Annotated in this window: 20 protein-coding genes; 8 read left to right on the top strand and 12 right to left on the bottom strand. The window is 67.8% G+C overall.

What is annotated here, in order from left to right:
- Nucleotides 1–51: 51 nt before the first annotated feature.
- The gene (locus ACFWPX_RS31655; RefSeq protein WP_378914742.1) at nucleotides 52–1,245 is read left to right on the top strand and encodes a hypothetical protein; all 1,194 of its coding nucleotides are present in this window, start codon (nucleotides 52–54) and stop codon (nucleotides 1,243–1,245) included.
- On the opposite strand, the gene ACFWPX_RS31650 is transcribed toward ACFWPX_RS31655, so the two are convergent.
- Entirely contained in the window at nucleotides 1,211–2,164 is a 954-nt protein-coding gene (locus ACFWPX_RS31650; protein WP_378931644.1) for a hypothetical protein, read from the bottom strand. The genes ACFWPX_RS31655 and ACFWPX_RS31650 overlap by 35 nt on opposite strands.
- Nucleotides 2,165–2,538: 374 nt before the next feature.
- On the opposite strand from ACFWPX_RS31650, the gene ACFWPX_RS31645 reads away from it, so the two are divergent.
- Nucleotides 2,539–4,494 (top strand): hypothetical protein, encoded by a 1,956-nt coding sequence (locus ACFWPX_RS31645; RefSeq protein WP_378931642.1) that lies wholly within the window; start codon nucleotides 2,539–2,541, stop codon nucleotides 4,492–4,494.
- A gap of 18 nt (nucleotides 4,495–4,512) precedes the next feature.
- Here the strand turns inward: ACFWPX_RS31645 and ACFWPX_RS31640 are convergent, their stop codons facing one another.
- Nucleotides 4,513–5,457: a LysR family transcriptional regulator gene (locus tag ACFWPX_RS31640; protein ID WP_378931640.1), complete on the bottom strand. Its 945-nt coding sequence runs from the start codon at nucleotides 5,455–5,457 to the stop codon at nucleotides 4,513–4,515.
- 63 nt (nucleotides 5,458–5,520) lie between these two features.
- The gene (locus ACFWPX_RS31635) at nucleotides 5,521–7,029 is read right to left on the bottom strand and encodes a flavin-containing monooxygenase (protein WP_378931638.1); all 1,509 of its coding nucleotides are present in this window, start codon (nucleotides 7,027–7,029) and stop codon (nucleotides 5,521–5,523) included.
- Nucleotides 7,030–7,205: 176 nt separating this feature from the next.
- Between ACFWPX_RS31635 and ACFWPX_RS31630 the strand changes: the two genes are divergently transcribed.
- Complete coding sequence (locus ACFWPX_RS31630; protein WP_378931636.1) at nucleotides 7,206–7,745, top strand: GNAT family N-acetyltransferase; 540 nt, start codon at nucleotides 7,206–7,208, stop codon at nucleotides 7,743–7,745.
- A gap of 116 nt (nucleotides 7,746–7,861) precedes the next feature.
- Here the strand turns inward: ACFWPX_RS31630 and zapE are convergent, their stop codons facing one another.
- The gene (gene zapE / locus ACFWPX_RS31625) at nucleotides 7,862–8,881 is read right to left on the bottom strand and encodes a cell division protein ZapE (RefSeq protein WP_378914753.1); all 1,020 of its coding nucleotides are present in this window, start codon (nucleotides 8,879–8,881) and stop codon (nucleotides 7,862–7,864) included.
- Between the two features lie 35 nt (nucleotides 8,882–8,916).
- Here zapE and ACFWPX_RS31620 point away from each other — a divergent pair, with 35 nt between their 5' ends.
- The 4 genes from ACFWPX_RS31620 to msrB all read left to right on the top strand — a co-directional run bounded on the left by ACFWPX_RS31620 (nucleotide 8,917) and on the right by msrB (nucleotide 13,178).
- Nucleotides 8,917–9,678 carry a pyrimidine reductase family protein gene (locus ACFWPX_RS31620; RefSeq protein ID WP_378931632.1) on the top strand — a complete coding sequence of 254 codons (762 nt, stop codon included), beginning with the start codon at nucleotides 8,917–8,919 and terminating at the stop codon, nucleotides 9,676–9,678.
- Between the two features lie 32 nt (nucleotides 9,679–9,710).
- Nucleotides 9,711–11,264 (top strand): alpha/beta hydrolase, encoded by a 1,554-nt coding sequence (locus ACFWPX_RS31615; RefSeq protein WP_378931630.1) that lies wholly within the window; start codon nucleotides 9,711–9,713, stop codon nucleotides 11,262–11,264.
- 84 nt (nucleotides 11,265–11,348) lie between these two features.
- A complete protein-coding gene (locus ACFWPX_RS31610) occupies nucleotides 11,349–12,680 on the top strand; it encodes a glycosyltransferase family 87 protein (RefSeq protein WP_378931628.1) in 1,332 nt (443 codons plus the stop codon).
- A gap of 60 nt (nucleotides 12,681–12,740) precedes the next feature.
- Nucleotides 12,741–13,178: a peptide-methionine (R)-S-oxide reductase MsrB gene (gene msrB / locus ACFWPX_RS31605; RefSeq protein WP_378914761.1), complete on the top strand. Its 438-nt coding sequence runs from the start codon at nucleotides 12,741–12,743 to the stop codon at nucleotides 13,176–13,178.
- Between the two features lie 39 nt (nucleotides 13,179–13,217).
- Here msrB and ACFWPX_RS31600 read toward each other — a convergent pair whose 3' ends face one another.
- The 8 genes from ACFWPX_RS31600 to ACFWPX_RS31565 form a co-directional block, all read right to left on the bottom strand.
- Entirely contained in the window at nucleotides 13,218–14,045 is an 828-nt protein-coding gene (locus ACFWPX_RS31600; protein ID WP_378931626.1) for an SDR family NAD(P)-dependent oxidoreductase, read from the bottom strand.
- A 70-nt stretch (nucleotides 14,046–14,115) separates the two neighbouring features.
- Nucleotides 14,116–15,312 (bottom strand): NADH:flavin oxidoreductase, encoded by a 1,197-nt coding sequence (locus ACFWPX_RS31595; RefSeq protein ID WP_378914765.1) that lies wholly within the window; start codon nucleotides 15,310–15,312, stop codon nucleotides 14,116–14,118.
- Nucleotides 15,309–15,887, bottom strand: a complete 579-nt coding sequence (locus tag ACFWPX_RS31590) for a TetR/AcrR family transcriptional regulator (protein WP_378931624.1) — start codon at nucleotides 15,885–15,887, stop codon at nucleotides 15,309–15,311. Before ACFWPX_RS31590 ends, ACFWPX_RS31595 begins: the two co-directional genes overlap by 4 nt.
- A gap of 90 nt (nucleotides 15,888–15,977) precedes the next feature.
- Nucleotides 15,978–16,946 carry a DUF2804 domain-containing protein gene (locus ACFWPX_RS31585; RefSeq protein WP_378931622.1) on the bottom strand — a complete coding sequence of 323 codons (969 nt, stop codon included), beginning with the start codon at nucleotides 16,944–16,946 and terminating at the stop codon, nucleotides 15,978–15,980.
- Nucleotides 16,947–16,988: 42 nt separating this feature from the next.
- Nucleotides 16,989–18,860, bottom strand: coding sequence for a glycosyl transferase (locus tag ACFWPX_RS31580; RefSeq protein ID WP_378931620.1), 1,872 nt, complete (start codon nucleotides 18,858–18,860; stop codon nucleotides 16,989–16,991).
- Between the two features lie 125 nt (nucleotides 18,861–18,985).
- Nucleotides 18,986–19,681: a hydrogen peroxide-dependent heme synthase gene (gene hemQ, locus ACFWPX_RS31575; RefSeq protein ID WP_378931618.1), complete on the bottom strand. Its 696-nt coding sequence runs from the start codon at nucleotides 19,679–19,681 to the stop codon at nucleotides 18,986–18,988.
- Between the two features lie 43 nt (nucleotides 19,682–19,724).
- A complete protein-coding gene (locus tag ACFWPX_RS31570; RefSeq protein WP_378914775.1) occupies nucleotides 19,725–19,883 on the bottom strand; it encodes a hypothetical protein in 159 nt (52 codons plus the stop codon).
- Nucleotides 19,884–20,125: 242 nt separating this feature from the next.
- Nucleotides 20,126–20,899 carry an SDR family NAD(P)-dependent oxidoreductase gene (locus tag ACFWPX_RS31565; RefSeq protein ID WP_378931616.1) on the bottom strand — a complete coding sequence of 258 codons (774 nt, stop codon included), beginning with the start codon at nucleotides 20,897–20,899 and terminating at the stop codon, nucleotides 20,126–20,128.
- Between the two features lie 55 nt (nucleotides 20,900–20,954).
- Between ACFWPX_RS31565 and ACFWPX_RS31560 the strand changes: the two genes are divergently transcribed.
- Nucleotides 20,955–21,362: a MerR family transcriptional regulator gene (locus tag ACFWPX_RS31560; RefSeq protein ID WP_378931614.1), complete on the top strand. Its 408-nt coding sequence runs from the start codon at nucleotides 20,955–20,957 to the stop codon at nucleotides 21,360–21,362.
- Nucleotides 21,363–21,384 lie beyond the last annotated feature (22 nt).

Below are 21,384 nucleotides of genomic sequence, written 5' to 3'. Positions count from 1 at the left end.
TGTCGGGGCCTGCGGCTACGCTGACTCGATCGAGCGAGGGAGGTCGCCGCAGTGAGTGCCGAGATCGTCATGCCACCGGGTCACGATATCGCCGCAGACGTCTCGTTCGAGCTCGAGGAACTCGACGAGCTGGTCGCCGAACTCCTCACCGACCATGCCGAACGCGCGGCCCGTGACGCGCGGATCGTCGCGTTGCGCCTCGGGATCGGTGGGCAGCGCCCGGAAACCCTCACCCGCATCGGCGCACGTTACGACCTGGCCCGCGACCGCGTCCGCCAGCTCTACACCAAAGCGATCGGGCGGATCGTGCGTGAAGCCGCCCGCTCGGGACACCGGTCGGCGCGGGTGTTCGCGCACCGCTATCCCGTCGAGGCGGGTGATCTGCGCCTGGTGCGCATGCTGCTGGCCGAGACGTACGCGACCGATACCGATCTGGTGGCCATGGAGTGGTCCTATCTCAAGCTCCGGCTGGCCGGACACGAACCGGGCGACGCCAAGCGGGTCGCGGGTTACGTGATGCAGCGAATCCTGGGCTGGCAGAAGAAGACCGCCAGCATTCTGGCCAAGCTGCACGTGCCAGAGGAGGGCGCCGACGATCTGCGGGCGCTGCTGGGTGAGGTCGAGTGGTCGACCGGGTCCGTCGCCCCGCTGCCCACCGAGTCGGCGCGCGTGGCCGACGGTGACGATGCCGACCGCGGACGGTTCTACTTGGCGAAGGCAGGCCGCGACGTGGCCTACGACTCCGCGATGGCGGCCCGATTACTCCGAACCCTCGACGCCGACCCGGCGGTGGCGGCGTTCCAGGAAGAGCCGACGGCGCTGACCTACACCTTCGGCGGCGAGGATCAGGTCCACTACCCGGCGGTCGCCGCCCAGCTCACCGACGGCCGCACGGTGCTCATCGATGTGGTCCCGCTGGGCCGCATCGCCTTCCACCACAACCGGCTCCAGAGCGAACTCGGCCGCGACTACGCACGCGAGCACGGCTGGGGCTGGCTCGCCTGGACCGGCAGCGCGCTCGGCACAGCACAGCTGCGGGCTCGCACGGTCGACACCGCGATCGAACAACGCCTGGCCACCGACCTCGAGCAGGGCCCCTACGACCGGCAGGCGCTGGCCACGGCCGGCGCGGAGACCGGCCTCGATCTCCTCGACCTGGCCGGTCTCGTCCTGCGCAACGACTGGCAGTGGGACCGGTTGCCGATGCGGCTCAGCGCATCACCATCGCGCCGACCATCACGGTGAGCACCAGCAGCATCGCGCAGCAGGTGAGCCACTGCCACTGATCCAAGGTGCGATCCATCCGCCCGATGCTCGCGCGCAGGCTCGCCGCGACGCGCTGCTGGGCGACGAGTTCGCTGCGCAACCCGGCCATCGTGATGGCCTCGGCGTCGGCGTTCACCCCGGCCCGATCGATCCGGTTGTGCAGACGGCCGACCAGCCGCTGCTTGTCGCGCACTGCCTGGCGCGATACCGCCAGCTCCACCCGCTGATCGCGCAACTCCGTGCGCTGGTGCTCGATCATCGCCGCCTGTGCCGCGGTGTGCCGTTCCCAGGTGCCCACGTCGGACCACCCTCCTGTCGTGAGATCGGCGTGCCCCCAGTGGATTTCGCCGGACACCCACCCTTCGAGAAAATCACGCAACTCCGTGCTGCCGCGAGCCGGGGCGGCGAAACCGGTCGAGCCCGCGGCGAGCATGCCCTGTTCGATGCGGTAGTCGGCGGCCGCGGGCGCGAAATCGGCGATGCCGACCGCGGGAACCAGCGGCACCCAGAAACCTTGCGGGCATATCCACAGCACATCGTCGATTCCGGCCGCCTGCAAGCGTTTCCGGTGTGCGCGGGCCGCGGTGATGTCGAGTGGGCCGCTGCGCACCTCGACCACGCAGCGCCGGTCGCCTCGGCGCCAGTAGATATCGACGGGGATATCGTCGATCCGTGCGTCGACCTCGGCCTCGTCGGCGCCCGCCGCCGTGAGCCTGCCGCAGATCCAGTGTTCCAGTCGCTGCGTATTCCATTGGGTCGCAGCACATTCGGGGCAGCCACAGCCATACCCGGTACGTTCGGTGACGGCGCGGCGGCTGCCCTCGGAAATACCCAGTTCGTCGAGCAGCGCCTGTCGTCCACACGCCACCTGGGTCTCGCTCAGCCGCTTCGTCCTCACACCATCACTCCCTCACCAACAGACCTGTCGTAGGCTCACGCGCACGTCCTGGACATCAGGTTCCCGCAGCCATCGAAAAGGCGCCAGCCCCCTTGACCCGCGCTCGGGTGCGTCACCGACCGGTGATCGAAATCACAAACGCGACTCTGCTTGTATATCAAGCCATTTCATTGTGTCAACGTCGCACGGAGACGCCTAGATCTTGATCATTTCGATACACAGACCCGGCCTGTTGCATGTCCGTTTCATACTGATTGCGAATCGGTTCGGCGCGTCGCGTAAGCGATCACGACAACACGTGCTGTTGCCCCGGTGGATATGATCGCTGCGGCCGAGGCGGGCACGCTCGGGCGACCACGGGAAGTAGGGTGTGCATGAACCACGCTGAGCACGACGAATCCATCGGGTCGATGCTGGCGAGTATCGCCACGGCGCTGCGCGAAGTCAGCGACAAGCTCGATATCGTCGCCGCGCGGGTCCAGCTCGACGTGCCAACCTTCCCGGTCGACGAGGATCTGCCCGACCACATCCGGATCAGGCGCCTGGAATCCTGGGCGTTCCGTGCGTCACAGGACATTTCACGCCTGAGCTCCCGCCTCGACGCCCTCGACAACGACGGTGAGCCCGATTCCGGCCGTCCGGCGCGGGGCTCACGCAGCCGTCGCGAGGTCCGCGAAGCCGCGGAGGCCGCCGAACGTGCCGCCGACGGACTCGACGACCATCTATCGGCCGCCGACCCTTCAGCGCCCCACCAGGACAGCGACGGCTCCCGGCCCCCACTCGAACGCCGCAACTCCCCCGCCCGGCCGACCACCGACCACCTCGGCGATCCCACCGCATTGGCCGCGACGCCGATCCCTCGTACCGCCTCGGGCGAGGCGGTGGCGCCCTTCGGCCGATCGGTCTCGTTCGACAGTGATTCGGTCGTCGCGGCCGGGGGCGATGGCGCCGGGGGCGAACTGCCGACACCGAGCCGGCGGCCCGCGCCTACGCGACTCGGTGCGGCAGCTGCGTCCGGCGAGAGGGTCGCGGCGGCCGGCAACGTGACGTCGACGAACGGGATCAACGGCACCGCGCATGGCGTGGCCGGAGACATCGCGTCCCCACGCAACGGCACTCCGGTGCCCGCGGTGATCGGAACGGTACTGACGGCACCCGCTGTCGAACACACATCGGGAACGAGTGCGCCGAAGTCCACCACGGCGACGCTCGCCGAGGATCGCCGACCGACGTCGGGTCTCGACGGCACGGACGCCGGCACAAACTCGGCAGCTGCGAGCACAACCCTGCCGGGGAGTGCGGAGGTGGGCGCTGTCGTGCGTGAGGGTGGCGTGAACGGGTTCGGGCCGAGTTCCGGTGCGATGAAGCAGGTTCCGCAGACACCGGTCGAAGCACAGTCGACGCGGACCCCGGTGGGTGCCGGAGATCCGCTGACAGCGGAAATCAGCCCGGACGCAGTGATCGAGCGGGCCCGCCCGGCCAAGAAGCCGACGGAAAACGCGACCACCGGCGGCGGCAGGCTCAGCGCTCCGTCGCCGGACGAGCTCTCCAGCAACGGGAACGGTGTCGCACGGTCCGCGGCGGTGAACTCCACGCACACGGCGAACGACCACCTCTCCTCGGGATTCACGGCGGCCGACCGAACCGCTACGCCCCCGAACGGTAAGCCGGTCAACGGATTCGACGCGCCCGCCCCTGATTTCCCCCCTCGGTCCGACACGTCTGCGGATACTCGGTCCACAGGGAACACCGCCAACGGCATCCACTGGTCGTTCACGGAAGATCCCGCGCCGTCACCTACGGCCCCTGACCGAAACGGGCACGCCCGCAACGGCTTCACCACCGACTCCGCGCGCCGCGCCGATTCCCTGTTCGATGATTTCACCCCCCGTGACCGCCTGACCACCGGCGAAACCCCCGAGCCGCCGACCGTCTCGAGTCCGTCGAGCACCGATCGACCGGCGAACACCAGCGGACTGCCCGACCACAACGGCCTGCCGAACCACACGGCGCTCACCAACCACGCAGCTCTCACCGACCACGACCGCCCGGCCGACGACGGCTCCGATCCGCCGACCCTGGGCCTGCCGACCGGGCGCGGCATGTCGACGAGCACGCCCGATCCCCTCGAACGCCCTGTCGCCGACCCGATTCCGCCGACCGCCACCGACTCGGCCGGAATCACCGTCACCGGCACCTACCGTGCGTTCGACATCGAACGCGCCCACGTCGACAAGCTGCAGGCCATGCTCGACGAGCTGAAACGCTCGGCCGGCCTCCCGCCGGGCCGCCGCGACGTGTTCGGGCCACCGACCCCGGAAGTCGGCTAGACCGACGGCACTCCCGCGTCAGGCGGGCGTCGCCAGCGGGACCAGACCCGGGTCGACGTCCGGTTTCGGGGGTTCGTGCAGGACGGTGCCGATCAGGTCGCGCAGGGCGCGATGGCCCGCGTCGGCGGTATTGCGTGGATGCCACGCCATGGCGACGACGGGGGCGGGTAGCGGCAGCGGGATCTCGAACATCGCCAAGCCGAGCGCGGTCCGTGCGGCGCGGGACAGTAGTTCCGGTGCGGGGCAGACCAATTCGGTCGACGCGAGGGTGAGCAGCGCGGTGGGCAGGTCCGCGACGGTGGCTACCACGCGGCGGGTACGCCCGTGCAGGGCTAGCCGGTCGTCGATCGGGCCATGGGTGCGACCGGTGGGGGAAACTTCCAGATGGCGGGCCGAGGCGTAGGCGGCGACGGTGGGGCGGTCGGTGGCGAACGGGTGGTCGGGAGCGGCCACCCCGATCCAGCGATCGGTGAACAGGCGCTTGACCACCGTTTCCGGATCGGTCTGCCCGATCATGCCGACTTCGACGTCGACCCGGCCGTCGCGCAGCGCCACCGCACCGTCGGCGGCATCGGCCGCGAGCAGCCGCACCGTCACCCCGGGAAGCTGTGTGTGGACCGCGGCCAGCAGCGGACCGGACAGGCGCGCACCCACCGAATCACCCACGCGGACAACGAAATCCCGATGCCTGCCGGGCCCGTGCCCGTCGCGGGCGGTGAGCAGCGCTCGTCCCTGATCGACCAGGCTCGCCACATCGTGGCGCAGTTCCAGCGCCCGCGGAGTCGGCACCATCTGTCTGCCGGAGCGAACGAGCAGCGGATCGCCGAGCACCTCGCGCAGCCGGGTGAGGGTGCGACTCATCGCCGACGTCGAGGTGTGCAGTCGCCGGGCCGCCTCGGTCACGCTGTTGGTGTCGAGCAGCGCGTCGAGAGCGAGCAGTAGGTTCAGATCCAGCGCGTCCACGCGAGGATTATGACCAACGCACCGATCGCCGCCAGCGTTGCCGACGGCGATCCGGCGTGTCGGCTACCGCTCCGCTACGGGCGCCGGTGTGGGCGCCACGGGAGCGGCCACCGCGCGATTGCGCAGCACCCCGCGGTAGGACGTCGGCCGCACGGGGCGGACCCACTGGGCCAGCCGCGACAGCAATGGCAGCGGCGTGCCGAGATCGTCGAGCATCTCGTCGATATTGGCCAGCGAGAACGGAACCACCGAGGCACCGTGCGCGTGGTTGCCGTCGCTGCGTTCCCGCGACCACTCCAGGCGGGCGTCGATCTCGTTGTTCATCATCTCGGCCATCGGCGGCACGAACCGGCCCGTGAGCAGCCCGGCGATCCAGTGGGCGCCCACCTCGGCGCTGAGGGCGCTCACATGGGAGCTGTTGTAGCCGGCGAAGCTCAGGTTGGGGACTTCCACCGGCAGGATGTGGCGGTAGAGCCGGAAGTCGCTCACCTCGTCGGTGAGGGCGCGCCGGACGAACGGGGTGAGGAACGGCACCTCCTGCCGGTATCCGGTGGCGCAGACGACGATCTCGGCCAGTTTCAGGCTGCCGTCGGCCAAGCGCACGGCGGGCCCGTGCCGCCCACCGATCAGTTCGGTGATCTCGGTGTCGCGGTGCACGCTGATCCGGCCCGCCTCGACCTGCTCGGCGAAGCCTTCGGTGGCCAAGCTCGCGCTGCTGGTGCCGATCTCGGAGATCGGGCCCCTCGGCACCAGGTCGAGCTCACGCAGCCGCAGCTTGCGCGTCACCCGCTCTTGCAGCAGGTCCATGTTCGCCTGGCGCAGTGCGAGGCGGTCGAGCAGCCGTTCGGCGCGGCGCGGGAAGCGGGAGGCGAAATGCGCCTCACCCGCGCGGGTCAGCAGCAGGCGCTCGTAGTCGGCGCCGAAGCCGAGTTTGCGCGGCATCTTCCACGTGAGTCTGCGCGCCACCACGGTGGTCTCGTCGGCGATATGGCTGACGGCCTCGGCCACATCACACGCGGACTTGCCGTAGCCGAGCACGACCACCGAGCGGTCGCGCGCCTGCTCGACATCGTGGAATTCCGAGACATGGCACAGCCGCCCGCCCGCGGCACGGAAAGCCGCGGCGCCCGGCAGGTCGGGCAGCACCGGGTCGCTGTAGACACCGTTGGCGACGATCAGGTGATCGCAGGTGGTGCGGTGCCCGCCCATCTGGTCACGGATCTCGAGCAACCAGCCGCTGTCGACCGGGTCGGCCGCCACCACCTCGGTGCCGAGGCGCAGGTGCGGGCCGAGGCCGAACTCCTGCACGTATCCGGCCAGGTAGGCCTGCATCTGCTGACCGTCCGGCCAGCGGGGGAAATCTTCGGGCATCGGGTGATCGCTGAACGCGTACGTGGACTTGCTGTTCTGCGCGCGAAGTCCCGGATACCGGCGGGTGGCACTCCACACCCCGCCGACGTCGGGGGCCCGGTCGAAGACTTCGACCGGGAACCCCGCCTGACTCAATACCTTCGCGCAGGCCAAACCCGCCACTCCCGCACCGACGATCCCGATGCGGCTACCGCTCGTCATGCGCAGGAGACTACTCGGACAGATAGGTGTGGTGCCACCGCGCAAGTACAGGCAAGGTGCCACCGCGCTGGACAGCCCACAGTCTGTGGGAGAGTGCCCGACCCAGCCGTTATGCGCCACGCTGTCGTGGTCCACAGTCCCGCCGCCCCCCGCGCGACCCGTGCTGTACTGGAAGGATGACCAACAGTTCCGTTGTCGTCGACCGCGCCGGACTCTGGGACGCCGAGGCGCTCAGCGATGTCGCCGCCGCGACTTTCCCGCTCGCCTGCCCGCCCGAGGCCACCGCGGGCGACATCGAGATCTTCCTCGAGCAGATGCTCTCGGGCGAACGATTCGGCGAATATCTGTCCGACCCGGCCAAGACCGTGCTCAAGGCCGTCGAGGGTGACGAGATCGTCGGCTACGCCATGCTGATCACGGGCAGGCCGAGCGACCCTGAGGTCGCCGCGCAGGTGAGCGCGGGCGAGGTGGTCGAACTGAGCAAGATGTATGTGCTGCCGGGACACCACGGCAGCGGTGTCGCCGGGGCGCTGATGGAAGCCGCGGTCGACACCGCGCGCGACGCCGGGGCGGGCACGGTGTGGCTCGGCGTCAACCAGGCCAACGAACGCGCGCAGAAGTTCTACGCCAAGCACGGTTTTCGCCAGGTGGGAACCAAGACCTTCACGGTCGGCACCCAGCTGCACTCCGATTTCGTCTTCGAACGCGCGCTCTAGGCCCTCCACGACGTTCTCGGCCCGCCCGACTCTGGACTGAGTGGAGGGTGCGACGAAGGAGTACCCGGAGGGAGGGAAGAGGCGGGGAACAGGGCCGAGAACTGCGGCACCAGCCGCTAGACGACACCGGCCTCGAAGCGCGACAGCGCGAGCAGACGCGAGATCGCGCGCAGGTACTTCTTGCGGTAACCGCCGTCGAGCATCTCCTTCGAGAAGATCTCGTCGAGTTTGACGCCCGAGACCGTCACCGGGATGCTCGCGTCGTAGAGGCGGTCGGCCAGCACGACCACGCGCAGCGCGACGGCCTGATCGGTCACGGTGTGCACATCGGAGATGAACACCGACGCCACGCCCTGGATCAACGCACCGTACTTCGACGGATGCAGCGTGCTCAGATGCTTCAGCAGCACGTCGAATTCGTCGAGCGTGGAACCCGGGGTGAGCACGGCACGCTCGACGAGCAGCTCGGTCGAGGTGGGTTCCGGGGCGGGCGGCAGGTCGCGGTGGCGGTAGTCGGGACCGTCGACGCGCACCGGATCGAAGATCGAACCGAGCTTCTTGATCTCGCGCAGGAAATCCGATGCCGCGAAACGGCCTTCGCCCAGCTGGCCGGGCAGGGTGTTCGACGTCGCCACGATGGAGACGCCACGGGCCGACAGCTCGGTGAGCAGTCGCGAGACCAGCATCGTGTCGCCCGGATCGTCGAGTTCGAATTCGTCGATGCACAGCACGCTGTTGGCCGAGAGCCGCTCGACGGCGTTGTTGAAGCCCAGCGCGCCGACCAGGTTGGTGACCTCACCGAAGGTGCCGAACGACTTGGGCGCCGGGGAGCTGTGGAAGATCGAGGCGAGCAGGTGGGTCTTGCCCACACCGAAGCCGCCGTCGAGATACAGGCCCGCGCCGGAGATGGCCTTCTTCTTGCCGAAGAGGCTCTTCTTCGAGGCGGCCTTGTGGATTTTCGCCACCTGACCTGCGAATGCCTCGGCCTTGGCGACCGCGGCCGCTTGGCTCGGTTCGTTGGGGTCGGGGATGTAGGAGGCGAAGCTGACCTCGTCGAACATGGGCGGGGGCACCATCTGCGCGACGAGTTGGTCGGCCGGGACCTCCGGATGGCGATCGACAAGGCGTTCTTGCATGGACAAATGGTACGGACGTGGTTGCATCGATCCCTATGCAGCGTATCCACAATGTGACCCAGCTCGCAGACCTCGATCCCGACGCACTGGCCAGGTGCTATGCCTATCCGCGGCATCTGGACGGTCCGTGGGTGCGGGCGAACTTCGTGAGCAGCATCGACGGCGCGTTCACCATCGACGGTGTCTCCGAGGGATTGGGCACCGAGGCGGACAAACAAGTGTTCACGGTCCTGCGCGAACTGGCCGACGTGGTCGTGATCGGCGCGGGCACCCTGCGCGCGGAGAACTACGGCGGTGCGCACCCCGACCCGCAACGGCGCATCGCGCACCACCGGCACGGAATCGGCGGTCACCCCGAGGGCACCCCGCCACCGATCGCGGTGGTCACCGCCACCGCCAAGCTCGATCCCGGCTCGAAATTCTTCACCGACGCCGAGGTGCCACCGCTGGTCATCACCACGAGGCATGCGGACTCGACCCAGGTCAGTGCCCTCGAGGACGCGGGCGCGCAGGTGGTGGTCGCCGGTGAGGCCGCGATCATGCCCGCCGCGCTGATCCGGGTGTTCGCCGAACGCGGTCTGCACCGGGTGCTGTGTGAAGGCGGACCACATCTGTTCGGGCAGCTGGCCGAGGCAGGTCTGGTCGACGAACTGTGCCTGACCACCGCCCCGATGCTGGTCGGGGGCACAGGCGGGCGAATCTCGCTGTCGGCGAGCTCATTCGACCTGCCGATGGCCCGCAAGCAGCTGGTGCTCGCCGAGGACGGCACCGTCCTGGCCCGCTGGGCCCGTCGATGAAACTCGGCGCCGAACCTGGCAGTGTGTAGCGCATGCGTTGGACTCGGGCCGCGGCAACGGCCGCGACACTGTCGATCATGCTCGCGGGCTGTGGGGCCGGACCGTCGGATCGGCCCGTCGTCGCCATCGAGCGCCCGGGGGCCGGTGGCGTCCAGACCGACGCGCCCGCGCCACAGGACCTCGCCAAGGCGGAGGTTCCCAAAACCGACCTCGCCTGGCGTGATTGCACCGCGGCCACCCTGAGCTCGCTCGATTTCGGCGCCGCCCCCGCGGGTCTGGTCCTCGACTGCGCCGAGTTCTCGACGCCGATCGACACCGCGGGCACCGTGCTCGGCACCTTCCGCGCGGGCGCCCTGCGTGCCCGTCTGCCGCAGACGCCCGCCGACGCGGCTCCGCTGGTACTCACCTCCGGTTCGGACCGTTCCTCGGCCTCGACGCTGGCCGGGCTGGCGATCGGGCCCAACAGCGCGTTGCTGGCCGCGCAGCCGATCGTCGCGGTGGACCGGCGTGGGATCGGCGCCTCCCAGCCCATCGACTGCATTCCGGCGCAGCTGCGCGCGGTGATGACCGACCTCGGCCAGACCGGAGTGGGCAACGGCGATCAGGTCGGTGCCGTCGCGGGCTTCAGCCAGGACGCCACCATCGCCTGCCGCGATTTCCTGCAACCCTACGAAGGCACGTTCGACGCACCGCACGCCGCCGACGACATCGAACAGCTGCGCAAGCAGTGGCAGGTCGACAAGATCAACCTGCTCGGCGCGGGCAACGGCGCCAAGGTGGCCCTGAGCTACGCCCGCCGCTACGGCGACCACCTGGCCCGGCTCGTGCTCGACGCCCCCGAACCGGTCGGCGCCGACGCCACCACCATGGCCGAGGCACGCGTCACCGGCGCCGAAGCCGCCCTCACCGCGTTCGCGCAGCGCTGCAAGGCCGCCAACTGCGCGCTCGGGGCCGATCCGCGTGCTGCCGTCGTCGCGCTGATGAACAAGGCGAGCAGCGGTGGGCTCGGCGAGATCTCGGCCGCGGACCTGTCGACCGCGCTCACCGGTTTCCTGTCCAGTCCCCGCGGTGATCAGGCGAATCGGGTCACCGCACTGGCCGACATCCTGGCCGCCGCCGACCGTGGCGATCGCGGACCGCTCTCGGCCATGGTCGTGCGCGAGGCCGCCGCGATCACCTCCGACGGCGAGTTCGTCAACCGGTGCACCGACAGCCAGCAGCCCCCGACCGCGGACAAGGCCCGTGAACTCGCCGAGACCTGGGCGAGCAAATATCCGGTATTCGGGCGCAATGCCGCCATCGGGCTGATGGTCTGCTCGGCCTGGCCGGTCTCCACCGCGGCGCCGCTGCCGACGAAACTCGACTTGCCGGTGCTGGTGTTCGCCGGTGCGGCCGATCCGATCGTCGGCGGGGCCGCCGCCTCGGTGACCGGTGCGCTCGGCTCGGCGGGTGCCCGGCACGCCACGATGACCTGGCAGGGCTGGGGGCATCCGGTCGTCCCCCACTCCGGATGCGCGCAGAAGGCGGTCAACGACTACCTCGCGGAGGCGAAACTGCCCGCCGACGGCGGCGCCTGCCCGGCCTGATCCGGTCGGGGCAACCACCCGGTTCCGGCGCGTCATACGGGTCCGGCGACACCATCGCAACCCGATTCGGTGTACCGTGCCCCAGTGTTGTTCCGACAGCTCGAGCCTCGTACCGCTCGCACCTCCGCCGAGGTGATCAAGTTCGCGCTCTGGCCCTTCGCGGTCATGATGGTGCTGAACCGCGTCTTCATCAAGGCGATCAACGGTTTCGTCACCGACGACTACCGGCCCGTGTACAACGCCTCGTTCGAGTTCCTGAACGGCAGGCCGCTGTACACCGCCGATTTCTCGTCGGTCGACCCGCACTATCTCTACTATCCGAGCGGAACGCTGCTGATCGCGCCGGTGGCGGTGATCGACTACGAGCTGTCGCGATGGCTGTTCATCGGGCTCAACGCGGTCGCGATCCTGCTCGCCTGGTACCTGTTGCTCCGCCTGTTCAAGTTCGGTCTCGGCTCGATCGCCGCGCCCGCGCTGCTGCTGGCGATGTTCACCTCCGAGACGGTGACCAACACGCTGGTCTTCACCAACGTCAACGGCTGTCTGCTGCTGGCCGAGTTGCTGTTCATCACGCTGCTGCTGGCGCGGCGGGACCTCTGGGCCGGCGTGGCGCTCGGTTTGAGCATCGCGGTGAAACCGACGCTGGCGCCGTTACTGCTCGTCGCGGCCGTTCGCGGCCAGTGGAAGGTGTTCATCACCGCGCTCGGTGTGCCGCTGGCGCTCACTGCTATTGCCTGGCCGCTGTCGGCGGACCCCGAGAAGTTCTTCACCCACGTCATGCCGTATCTGGCTGAGACGCGCGACTACTTCAACAGTTCGATCGGTGGCAACGGGCTCTACTACGGATTGCCGGACTGGCTGATCCTGCTGGTAAAGGTCGTGATGGCCGGTGTGGTGGCAGTGTCGCTGTGGCTGCTGTGGCGCTACTACCGCCACGACGAACTGTTCTTCGTCACCACGTTCTCCGGCGTGCTGCTCACTGCGTGGTTCCTGCTGCCCTCGCTGGGCCAGATGTACTACTCGATGATGGTGTTCCCGTTCCTGATGACCGTGGTGCTACGTAATTCGGTGCTGCGCAACTGGCCCGCGTGGCTGGCGATCTTCGGGTTCATGACCTACGACAAGTGGCTCTCGGATCGCTGGCAAGGCGTCGGCCGCAACCTCGAATACCTGCGGGTGACCTTCGGCTGGGGGCTGCTGCTCATCGTCGTGTTCTGCGTGCTCGGTGACCGCTACCTGGCCGCGCGTCGCGAGGGCAGGCTGCAGTTCGGAATCGACCCGACGTGGATGACGAGTGCGCCCGATTCGCGGGACGGCACCGATGAACCGGCGCCCGTCGCGCCGGTCGAGGACACGCCTTCGCACCGCGAGGATCCGGTGGCGCCGGTCGAGGAACGCGAGCCCGCGCTCAAGTAGTTATCGGCCGGTGACGCACCGCTCACGGCGCGCACCGGTCGAACCCATTAGCGTGGAGCCATGAGTTCCGATACTTCGTTGCCCACGCCGCGTATCCAGCTGACGCCGCAGCAATGGCGGGCGAAACTGGATCCCGAGGAATACGCCGTCCTGCGCGAGGCCGCCACCGAGCGCCCGTTCATCGGCGAGTACACCGACACCAAGACCGAAGGTGTCTACACCTGCCGCGCCTGCGATGCCGAATTGTTCCGCAGCACAGAGAAATTCGACTCGCACTGCGGTTGGCCGTCCTTCTTCGATCCAGCCGATTCCGACGCGGTGATCCTGAAAGCCGACGAGACCTTGGGTATGCGCCGCGTCGAGGTGATCTGCGCGAACTGCCACAGCCATCTCGGCCATGTCTTCGAGGGCGAGGGCTACCCCACTCCCACCGACCAGCGCTACTGCATCAACTCGATCTCCCTGCGCCTGCAGCCCGCGGAAGGGTCCGCCGGCTGAAAGGCTGGAGCTCAGCCGCTCGGGAAGCCCGCCAGGTGGTCAGCTGCTTCGGTCGGTTGCGGTGCGCTTGGGGTAGACGCCGTGACCGACCTGTAGGTACGACAGCCGATCTGCCAGCCGGGTGCTGAGCCGCCGGACCGCGTTGTAGACGTGGGCGTCCTTGCCGATCACGACACGGCCCCTACCCTTCGCGGTCGTATCGACGATGCGGCGCGCCACCTGCTCGGGCTGGGCCGAGAACCCCTTGGCGAGCCACTCCGGCGCACCCATTTGCTGGGCTACCTTGCGCACCAGGTCGGTCCAGACCGAACCCGGGAGCACCGTAGTCACCGTGACATTCGAGCGGCCACGCAAATCCTGCGCCAGGCCGTAGCTGAACAGGGCGAGCGCGGCCTTGGACGCGCCGTACACCGCGGAGCCGGGCACCGGAACGATCGCCGACAGGCTCGAGGTGTTCATGATGACGCCGCGAGGGCGTTGCAGCAGGTGCGGGAGGAAAGCCCTCGACATCCACACCGCGCCGAAGAAGTTCACCTGCATCAGCGTCTCGATCCGAGCGTCGCTGAGATCCGCGACGGGTTGCAGTTCCTGGGCGATTCCCGCGATGTTGAACAGACCGTCGACGTGTCCGTGGGAGGCGATCACGCTGTCGGGGAACGCGGCCACCGCGACGCGGTCGCAAATATCGATCGGGTGGGCGGTGAAGCGCTCGCGGTCGGTGGCCAGTGCGGCGGTGGCGGCCAGCGCCTGCTCATCACGATCAGCACCGACCACGATCGCGCCGCGGGCGATCAGCTCCAAGGCGACGCATCGTCCGATGCCGTTCCCAGCTCCGGTGACGACGAAAACGCTTCCCTCGACCTGCATGCACGATCTCCCGGTCATTCGCTGTACAGCGGACAGCAATCCACTCATGGTGTCTCCTCCCTCGGATGTGTCAGCCGAGGGTCAGCTGGATCGGCTCGTGCGAAAGGGTGGGGCGATACATGCAGCGTGTGCCCGAGTAGATGGTCGGCATGCATTCGTTGCAGTGCACACACGCCGAACGCGTCGATTCATCTGCCTGGATGCGGTGCAGCAGGTCCGGTTCGCGCAGCAGGGCCCGCCCCATGGCGACGAATTCGAAGCCCTCGGTCCGGGCGAGCTGCATGGTGTCGAGATTGGTGATGCCGCCTAGGAGGATCAGCGGCATGGATAGTGCGCGCCGGAAGTGGCGGGCCCGCTCGAGCAGGTAGGCCTCCTTGTACGGGTACTCCTTCAGGAATTTCTTCCCGACCAGACGGAAGCCCTGGCGGGCCGGAGTGGGCAGCGTTTTCCCGAAGGAGCGGTGCGGGGGCGTGCCGTGGAACAGCATCATCGGGTTCAGTAGCGAACTGCCCGCGGTCAATTCGAGGGCGTCGAGCGCGCCGTCGGCCTCGAGCCAGGCGGCGAACTGGAGCGATTGGGGAATGGTGAGGCCACCGGCCTGGCCGTCCTCCATATTGATCTTGGCCGTGACCGCGATCCGATCGCCCACGGCATCCTTTACCGCACAAGCGATTTCACGCGCCATCCGAGCCCGATTGAGCAGGGATCCGCCGTAGGCGTCCTTACGCCGGTTCAGCACCGGACTCAGGAACGAGCTGGCCAGATAGTTGTGGCCGAAGTGAATCTCCACCGCGTCGAATCCGGCCTGCTCGGCCAGGCGGGCGGCTTCGGCGTGCGCGGCCACGGTTTCGGCGATCTCGGCGATAGTGGGAGTCTTGGTGAATCTCATGCCGAGCGGGTTGAACATCCGGCTCGGCGCGAGCGCCGGCACCTGATTGGAGGCGGCGTTGGCCACCGGTCCGGCATGACCGATCTGCGCGCAGGCCGCGGCGCCCTCCGCGTGCACGGCATCGGTCAGCTTCCGCAGTCCCGCAACGGCTTCCGGGCGCATCCAGATCTGATGCCGATCGGTGCGACCGCCGGGCGCGACTGCGCAATAGGCGACGGTGGTCATGCCGACACCGCCGGCGGCAACCTCCCGATGGAAGTCGATCAGTTCCTCGGTGACCAGGGCGTCGGGCGTGCGGCCTTCGAAGGTCGCGGCCTTGATCACCCTGTTGCGCAAGGTGATCGGGCCCAGCGTGGCCGGTGCGAATATGTCGTTCATAGCTGTTCTCCCGTCGGCGCGGTCAAACCGGCCACCACGAAATCTCGCAGTGTCTCCAGGTCCGGCTGCGCCATGCCGTGTTCCTCGATTTCGGGGCTGCCGAAACGCATGATGATCAGATCGAAGGCGAGCATCCACCGGCGGCGGCTCTCCCGGCTGTCCAGCTCCGGGAGCAGCGTGGCCCAGGTGCCCATGCGAAACCACGGGCCTTGCCACGTCGTGAGATGCCGTCCGAGGACGAACCTGGACAGCAGTCGAAGATGCAAGCGGCCCAAGGGATCTCCCGCGAGCTGGACGAAAGGGGCCAGGATCGTGTCGACGACGGCGGGTAGCGGATCGCGCCCGGCTCTCGCGCGGGCGAGACCATCGGCCCACAGTGGCCCCAACCGGTCCTCGATCAGCGCACCGACCAGGGCTTCCTTCGATCCGAAGTGGTAGTGCACCGCGGCGGCGTTGGCACCGGCGGCGGCACAGATGCCGCGCACGGAGACCTCGTCATAGGGCTCGGTCAGCAGCAATGATTCGGCGGCGATCAGCAGTCGCTGCCGCGTCCCCGTCTTGACCTCATCGACCATACCCAGAAGTGAAACACGTTTCAATCGACATTTCAATCACTGATTCAATCAGGGCTCGAAATACCGCCCGACCTGGTTGTCCCTTGCAGGTCACCATCGGTTCCGGGCTTCCTCCGCCCATCCCACGACATCGTCCAGGTCGAGCCAGCGACCGTCCTCACCGCACACACGCCCGGTGAAATGCCCGAAACACTGATGCGTTTCACCGGCGACGACCAGCAGATTCGACACCGCGACGCGCTCATGGAACGGCCGGAACTCGACCTCGACCCGGTCGCCGGTGATCGACCACGGTCGCAGCCAATCGGTGGTGTCGTAGTCCCAGCGCAGCTCATCGCTGATCTTCTGGAGGCGACCGTCGACGATGAGGGCGTTCTCGGTGCTGCCGGTCCCGTCGGTCCACTTGCCGCCGAACTGGACTCCCAACCCGGGCCGCGCACCGGCCGCCCAATTCCAGGTCATCGAGTACGGCCATTTTCCCCGGCCGTGGTCGAGGACCGCGAAACCCTCTTCGATCCGATGGACCTCCGAACCCGAGGTCAGTGTCCCGGATACGGGGCGCCCCACGTCCTTGACCGTGTACTGGAATCGCCGCGCACTCCACGGCACCACCACCCCGAGCGATTCATGACCGGGCGGCATCGGCACCTGTACCGAAAGCCGTACGCCCGAGGCCCTGGCTTCGATCGAACTACCGCCCTCGTCCTCGGTGATTTCGATCTCGACACCACCACCCCGGGCCGACGTGACACCCACACCGCTGTGCCCGGCCATGACCGTGCCGCGTGCCAGCGGCACCACCGCATCACGCGCGATTTCCGCGCCACTCTCCCGGTCGAGCACGTAAATCCCGTGCACCCCCGCGTAATCCAGCGACGATACGACAATGCCGACGATATGACGCGGGGTGACGATCCCCCAGTACTCCCAGCGCTTGCACCGTCCCCAGCCACGCAGATCGGTCCGATGCAAAGGCCGCCGCGTCCAGCCGACCGCATCCGGATCGAGCCGGCCATCAGGTCGGCACAAATCGACCGGCGTGGTGATCTCGCGTTCCATGCTCGCCCTCCGGCTTCTCACCCCCGCGTCAGTCGGTTGCGGTCAAACGAGACCGCGCACGTCCCACACCCACACACCGTCCACCTGCTCGGCCGGTATGCCGAGCAGGTCATCCACGGTACGACGCAGGGCATCACCGCTGTGTGTCGGCGGCAGCACCACCACATCGGCGCCCCAGTAACGCAGGTCCGAGATGGCCTGCTCGCGCCGAGCCTGGTCGATGACCGGGACCGTATCGAACGTCCGGACCAGCATGAGCAGAACCGCGGTGGATCGGGGGTCGGAGCCATAACCGGCCCCGTGGTCCGTGCCGCTCGGGCCGACGAAGTAGCCGCCGACGAGGGGGAAGGCGAAGTCGGCGTCGATCTGCCACCGCAGCGCGATGGCGTCCCCCGAGGTGGGCGGCGGCACGATCACCACCGAGCCGTCCGAGACGTACTGCCGCACAGTGCCGTCGGCGAAGAACGCGGGCGTCGGGGTGCGTTCCGCGACGGGCAGCATGGTCGGTGCGATGGGCAGCAGCGCGAAGGTCAGCGCGGCGAACCAGGCAATGGGCCGCCGCATGGTGGCGGAGGTGCGCCGCAATTCGATCGCCCGCTGGGTGCCGAGGGCCAGGATTATCGCGATGGCCGGAATGGCCACCATGGCGAACCGTGATTCGATGATCCCGTTCAGTGGCGGGATCCACCCGAAGGCCAGCCACGGCATCGGCACCATGGCGAAGTCGCCGTCGCCGAAGCGCACAACGCCGTCGAAGGACAGCACGATGCCGAGCGACAGCGATGTGAACACCACGATGACGATCGCGGCGGCCCGCACGATGCGCTCGCGCCGCAGCAAGTACGCGGCAACGGCGACGAGTACGAGTAGCGGCCACCCGAAGTAGGTGTTGTCCTCGGTCGGATTGATGCTCACGTCGGGGCCGAACGAGAACATGCTGCCCGCCGATTCCGGCGAGAACTGAAACAGCGACAGAATGTCATTGCCGACCCGGCCGATCCCGATGAATCGATACGACTGCGGTCCGGCGAACTGCCACCACAGACCGAAACCGGTGAGCGTCAACGTGATCAGCGCCGCGAGCAGTACCGACGGGGCCACCGCACGCAGCGTGCTCAGGATGTCGCGCCGGGTGCGCAGATAGGCGAGGGCGAAGACCGCGAAGCCGAGCGCGAAGATCAGCAGCGGCTCCTCACCCAGCGTGAGCTGAACAGCGACCAGCAGTCCGAGCACGACGGCAGCGCGCGGTTGCCATACCGGGCGCGCTGCGACGGTGTTCTCCGCGCGCCGCGCCATTTTGATGACCTGCAAAGCGATGAACGGAAGCAACACGAGGACAACGAAATTCGCGTGCCCATTGGTGTGCGCGATCATCGCGGGTGCGAAGCCGCAGAACAAACCGCCAACGGCCGCCGCGAATTTGGCGGTCACCAGCTCGCGCGAGAAAACCCAATACCAGGCGAACGCCGTGCCGAACAGGCCGAACGTGAGTGCCGACACGAATGTGACGGTCGGCCCGAAAAGCAGGGTGACAGGCGTGAACGGTACCCCCCAGCCGTACATGAGGGTATTGGCCATCATGTTCACGCCGTCGGGATAATTCTGCAGCTGGGTGCTGAGCGGACTCGCCAGGTCGGTGATGTTTCGCGCCGTGACGGCGTAGAACCACTCGTACAGCGTCTGGTCCTGATCGCTTTTGCTCAGGTAGCCACTACGGAGGTTCGACCACAGCCCGGCGAGTACGAAAACCGCGAGCGACAGGTAACAACCGGCGACGATCAGGTCGGTGCGCGCCGAGCGCAGCCACTGCGCCGGCGTGCGGCGCGACTCGACCGTTTCCGGTGCGGTTCGATCGATGACTGCTATTGCGGATCGGCCCTCTTCGGTCCGGTCCGTTCCCCACCCTGGTACCACGCGCGAATCTCTCTCACCCTCATAGCCACAACCAGCCCGCTCACGATACTCGAGTGCGAGACCGCGGGGGTAACAGGCCGATGAGAAAGGCCCGCTCCATGAGCGGGCCTTCGATGTTTGCGCCGCTACGGCAGTGCGGTGACCAACTGTTCGACCTCGACGCGCGGTCCGGTGAAGAACGGCACCTCTTCGCGTACATGCAGCCGGGCCTCGGTCGCCCGCAGATCACGCATCAGATCCACGATGCGATGCAGTTCGGGGGCCTCGAACGCGAGGATCCACTCGTAATCGCCCAGTGCCATCGAGGTCACGGTGTTGGCTCGCACATCCGGGTACCCGCGAGCTTCCTTGCCGTGGTCGGCGAGCATCTTGCGACGCTCCTCGTCGGGGAGCAGGTACCACTCGTAGGACCGCACAAAGGGGTAGACGCAGATGTAGTCCCCCGCGTCCTCCCCTGCCAGGAACGCCGGAATGTGGCTCTTGTTGAACTCCGCGGGGCGGTGCACCGCCACATTGCTCCAGACCGGAGCGCTCGCCCGGCCCAGCTCGGTGGTCCGCCGGAAATCGGAGTACGCGGCCTGCAGATCCTCGACCCGCTCGGCATGGGTCCACAGCATGAAATCGGCGTCGGCCCGCAGCCCCGCCACGTCGTAGATCCCCCGCAGCACCACGCCCTTGTCGGCGAGTCCGTCGAAGAACGCCTTCGCCTCCTTGATCGCCCCGGCCCGGTCCTCACCGAGCACGCCCGGCTGAACCTGGAACACCGAGAACATCAGGTAGCGAATGGAGGAGTTGAGAGCCTGGTAGTCGAGTCGCGCCATGGATCTATGGTGCCACTGCGGCGTTTTCGCCCGCCGCTGGGGCTCAGTCCTCCACCGGCCTGCTCGCCCGCCACGGCGACGACTCATCACTGCCGAACACCGAGGTCACCGTCGTCACCTCACCGTCGTGAAGTTCGACAGGCCCCAGATCGGGATCGAGAATCAGGCTCCGCGCGCTGCGCTGCTCACCGGCACTGGTCACAGCGGGCGATCATGCAGTACCGCTATCGCCGATGCCCGCTGACACGCCGCTGGTCAGCCGGAGAAGCTGTCAAGCCCGGTGAGCTCACTGGACAGAGTCCAGAGACGGGCGGCGGAAGCGGCGTCGACGGCCCACGGCTTCACACCGCCGACGAGCATGTCGTCGTCGGTGGCGAGTTCGGCGACGTCGCAATCCTGGCAATAGGCACCGCCGTACGCCGCGAGCGGTGCGGCGGTCGCCGCTCAGACTGCTGTCGCCGCCCCCTGTGCCGGGGTTTTGAAACCCTTGGCCGGACTACCGTCACTGCCGATCCAGCCCTGCGCGATCTGGTCCGCACGGGCGATATTGCGTTGCAGTGGTGTGAGGATGCTGCCCGGGTGCACGGAGTACGCATGCACTCCGGTCGCCGCACCGATCGCGTCGAGGTGGGTGGCGAACAGCGCGTTGGCGGTTTTGGACTGACCGTAGGCTCTCCAGGTGTCGTAGTCGCGGCTGAAATGTAGGTCGGTCCAGCGGATATCGGACAGGAAGTGGCCCGACGATGCCACCGCGACCACCCGGGCCCCGCTCCGGGCCAGCGCCGGACGCAACCGGTTGACCAGTGCGAAGTGCCCGAGATGATTGATCGCGAAGTGCGCTTCCCAGCCCGGCCCGACATGCAGGCGCGGGTAGGCCATGACCCCGGCGTTCGCGATGAGGACATCGATGGTCCGGCCGGTATCGAGAAAACGTTCGCTGAATGCCCTGACACTGTCGAGATCGGCCAAGTCCAGTTCAGCTACCTCCGTATTCTCGATGTCGCACAGTGCTTTTCGTGCCGTTTCGACCCGCCGGGCAGGCACGACCACATGCGCCCCGGCATGCGCCAACGCCACGGTGGCCTCCTTGCCGAGACCCGAATAACCGCCGGTGACGAGGACCGTCTTCCCCGTCAGGTCGACGCCGTCGACGACCTCGTCGACCGTGCTGCGCGGGCCGAACCCGCTACCGATTCTGTGCTGCTGCGTGATCGCCATGCGCTGACGGTAAAATCTAGAGTGCGATCTAGGTCAAGCTGTGAGGACCCACGAGATGAACGGTCTGTCTATCGGTGACGTCGGCCGGGCCACCGGCCTCGGGGTGCACGCCTTGCGATATTTCGAACGGGAAGAACTTCTGTTGCGCCCGATCCCCCGATCTTCCGGTGGACAACGCGTCTACGCGCAAGCCGACGTCGAATGGCTCCTGCTCTGCAACCGCCTACGCGAGTCCGGCATGCCCATCGCGACCTTGCGGACCTTCGCCCGGCTCGTGCGGTCGGGACCGGGAAACGAGCGGGAAAGACTGGCCCTGCTCGAGGCCCACGAACGGTCTGTTCGCGACCGACTGGCCGAACTGACGGCCGGCCTCGAAGTGATCCACAACAAGGTCGTCGCCTATCGCAAGCATGTCGAGGAGGGAACCGCGACCGGAGTCTGGTCCCCCGAGCCACCGACCTGACATGTTCCCGCATTGCCCCGCA

The organism is Nocardia sp. NPDC058518 (genome assembly GCF_042719655.1).
GTDB lineage: Bacteria > Actinomycetota > Actinomycetes > Mycobacteriales > Mycobacteriaceae > Nocardia.
This window is presented reverse-complemented; position numbering and strand designations above follow the sequence as displayed.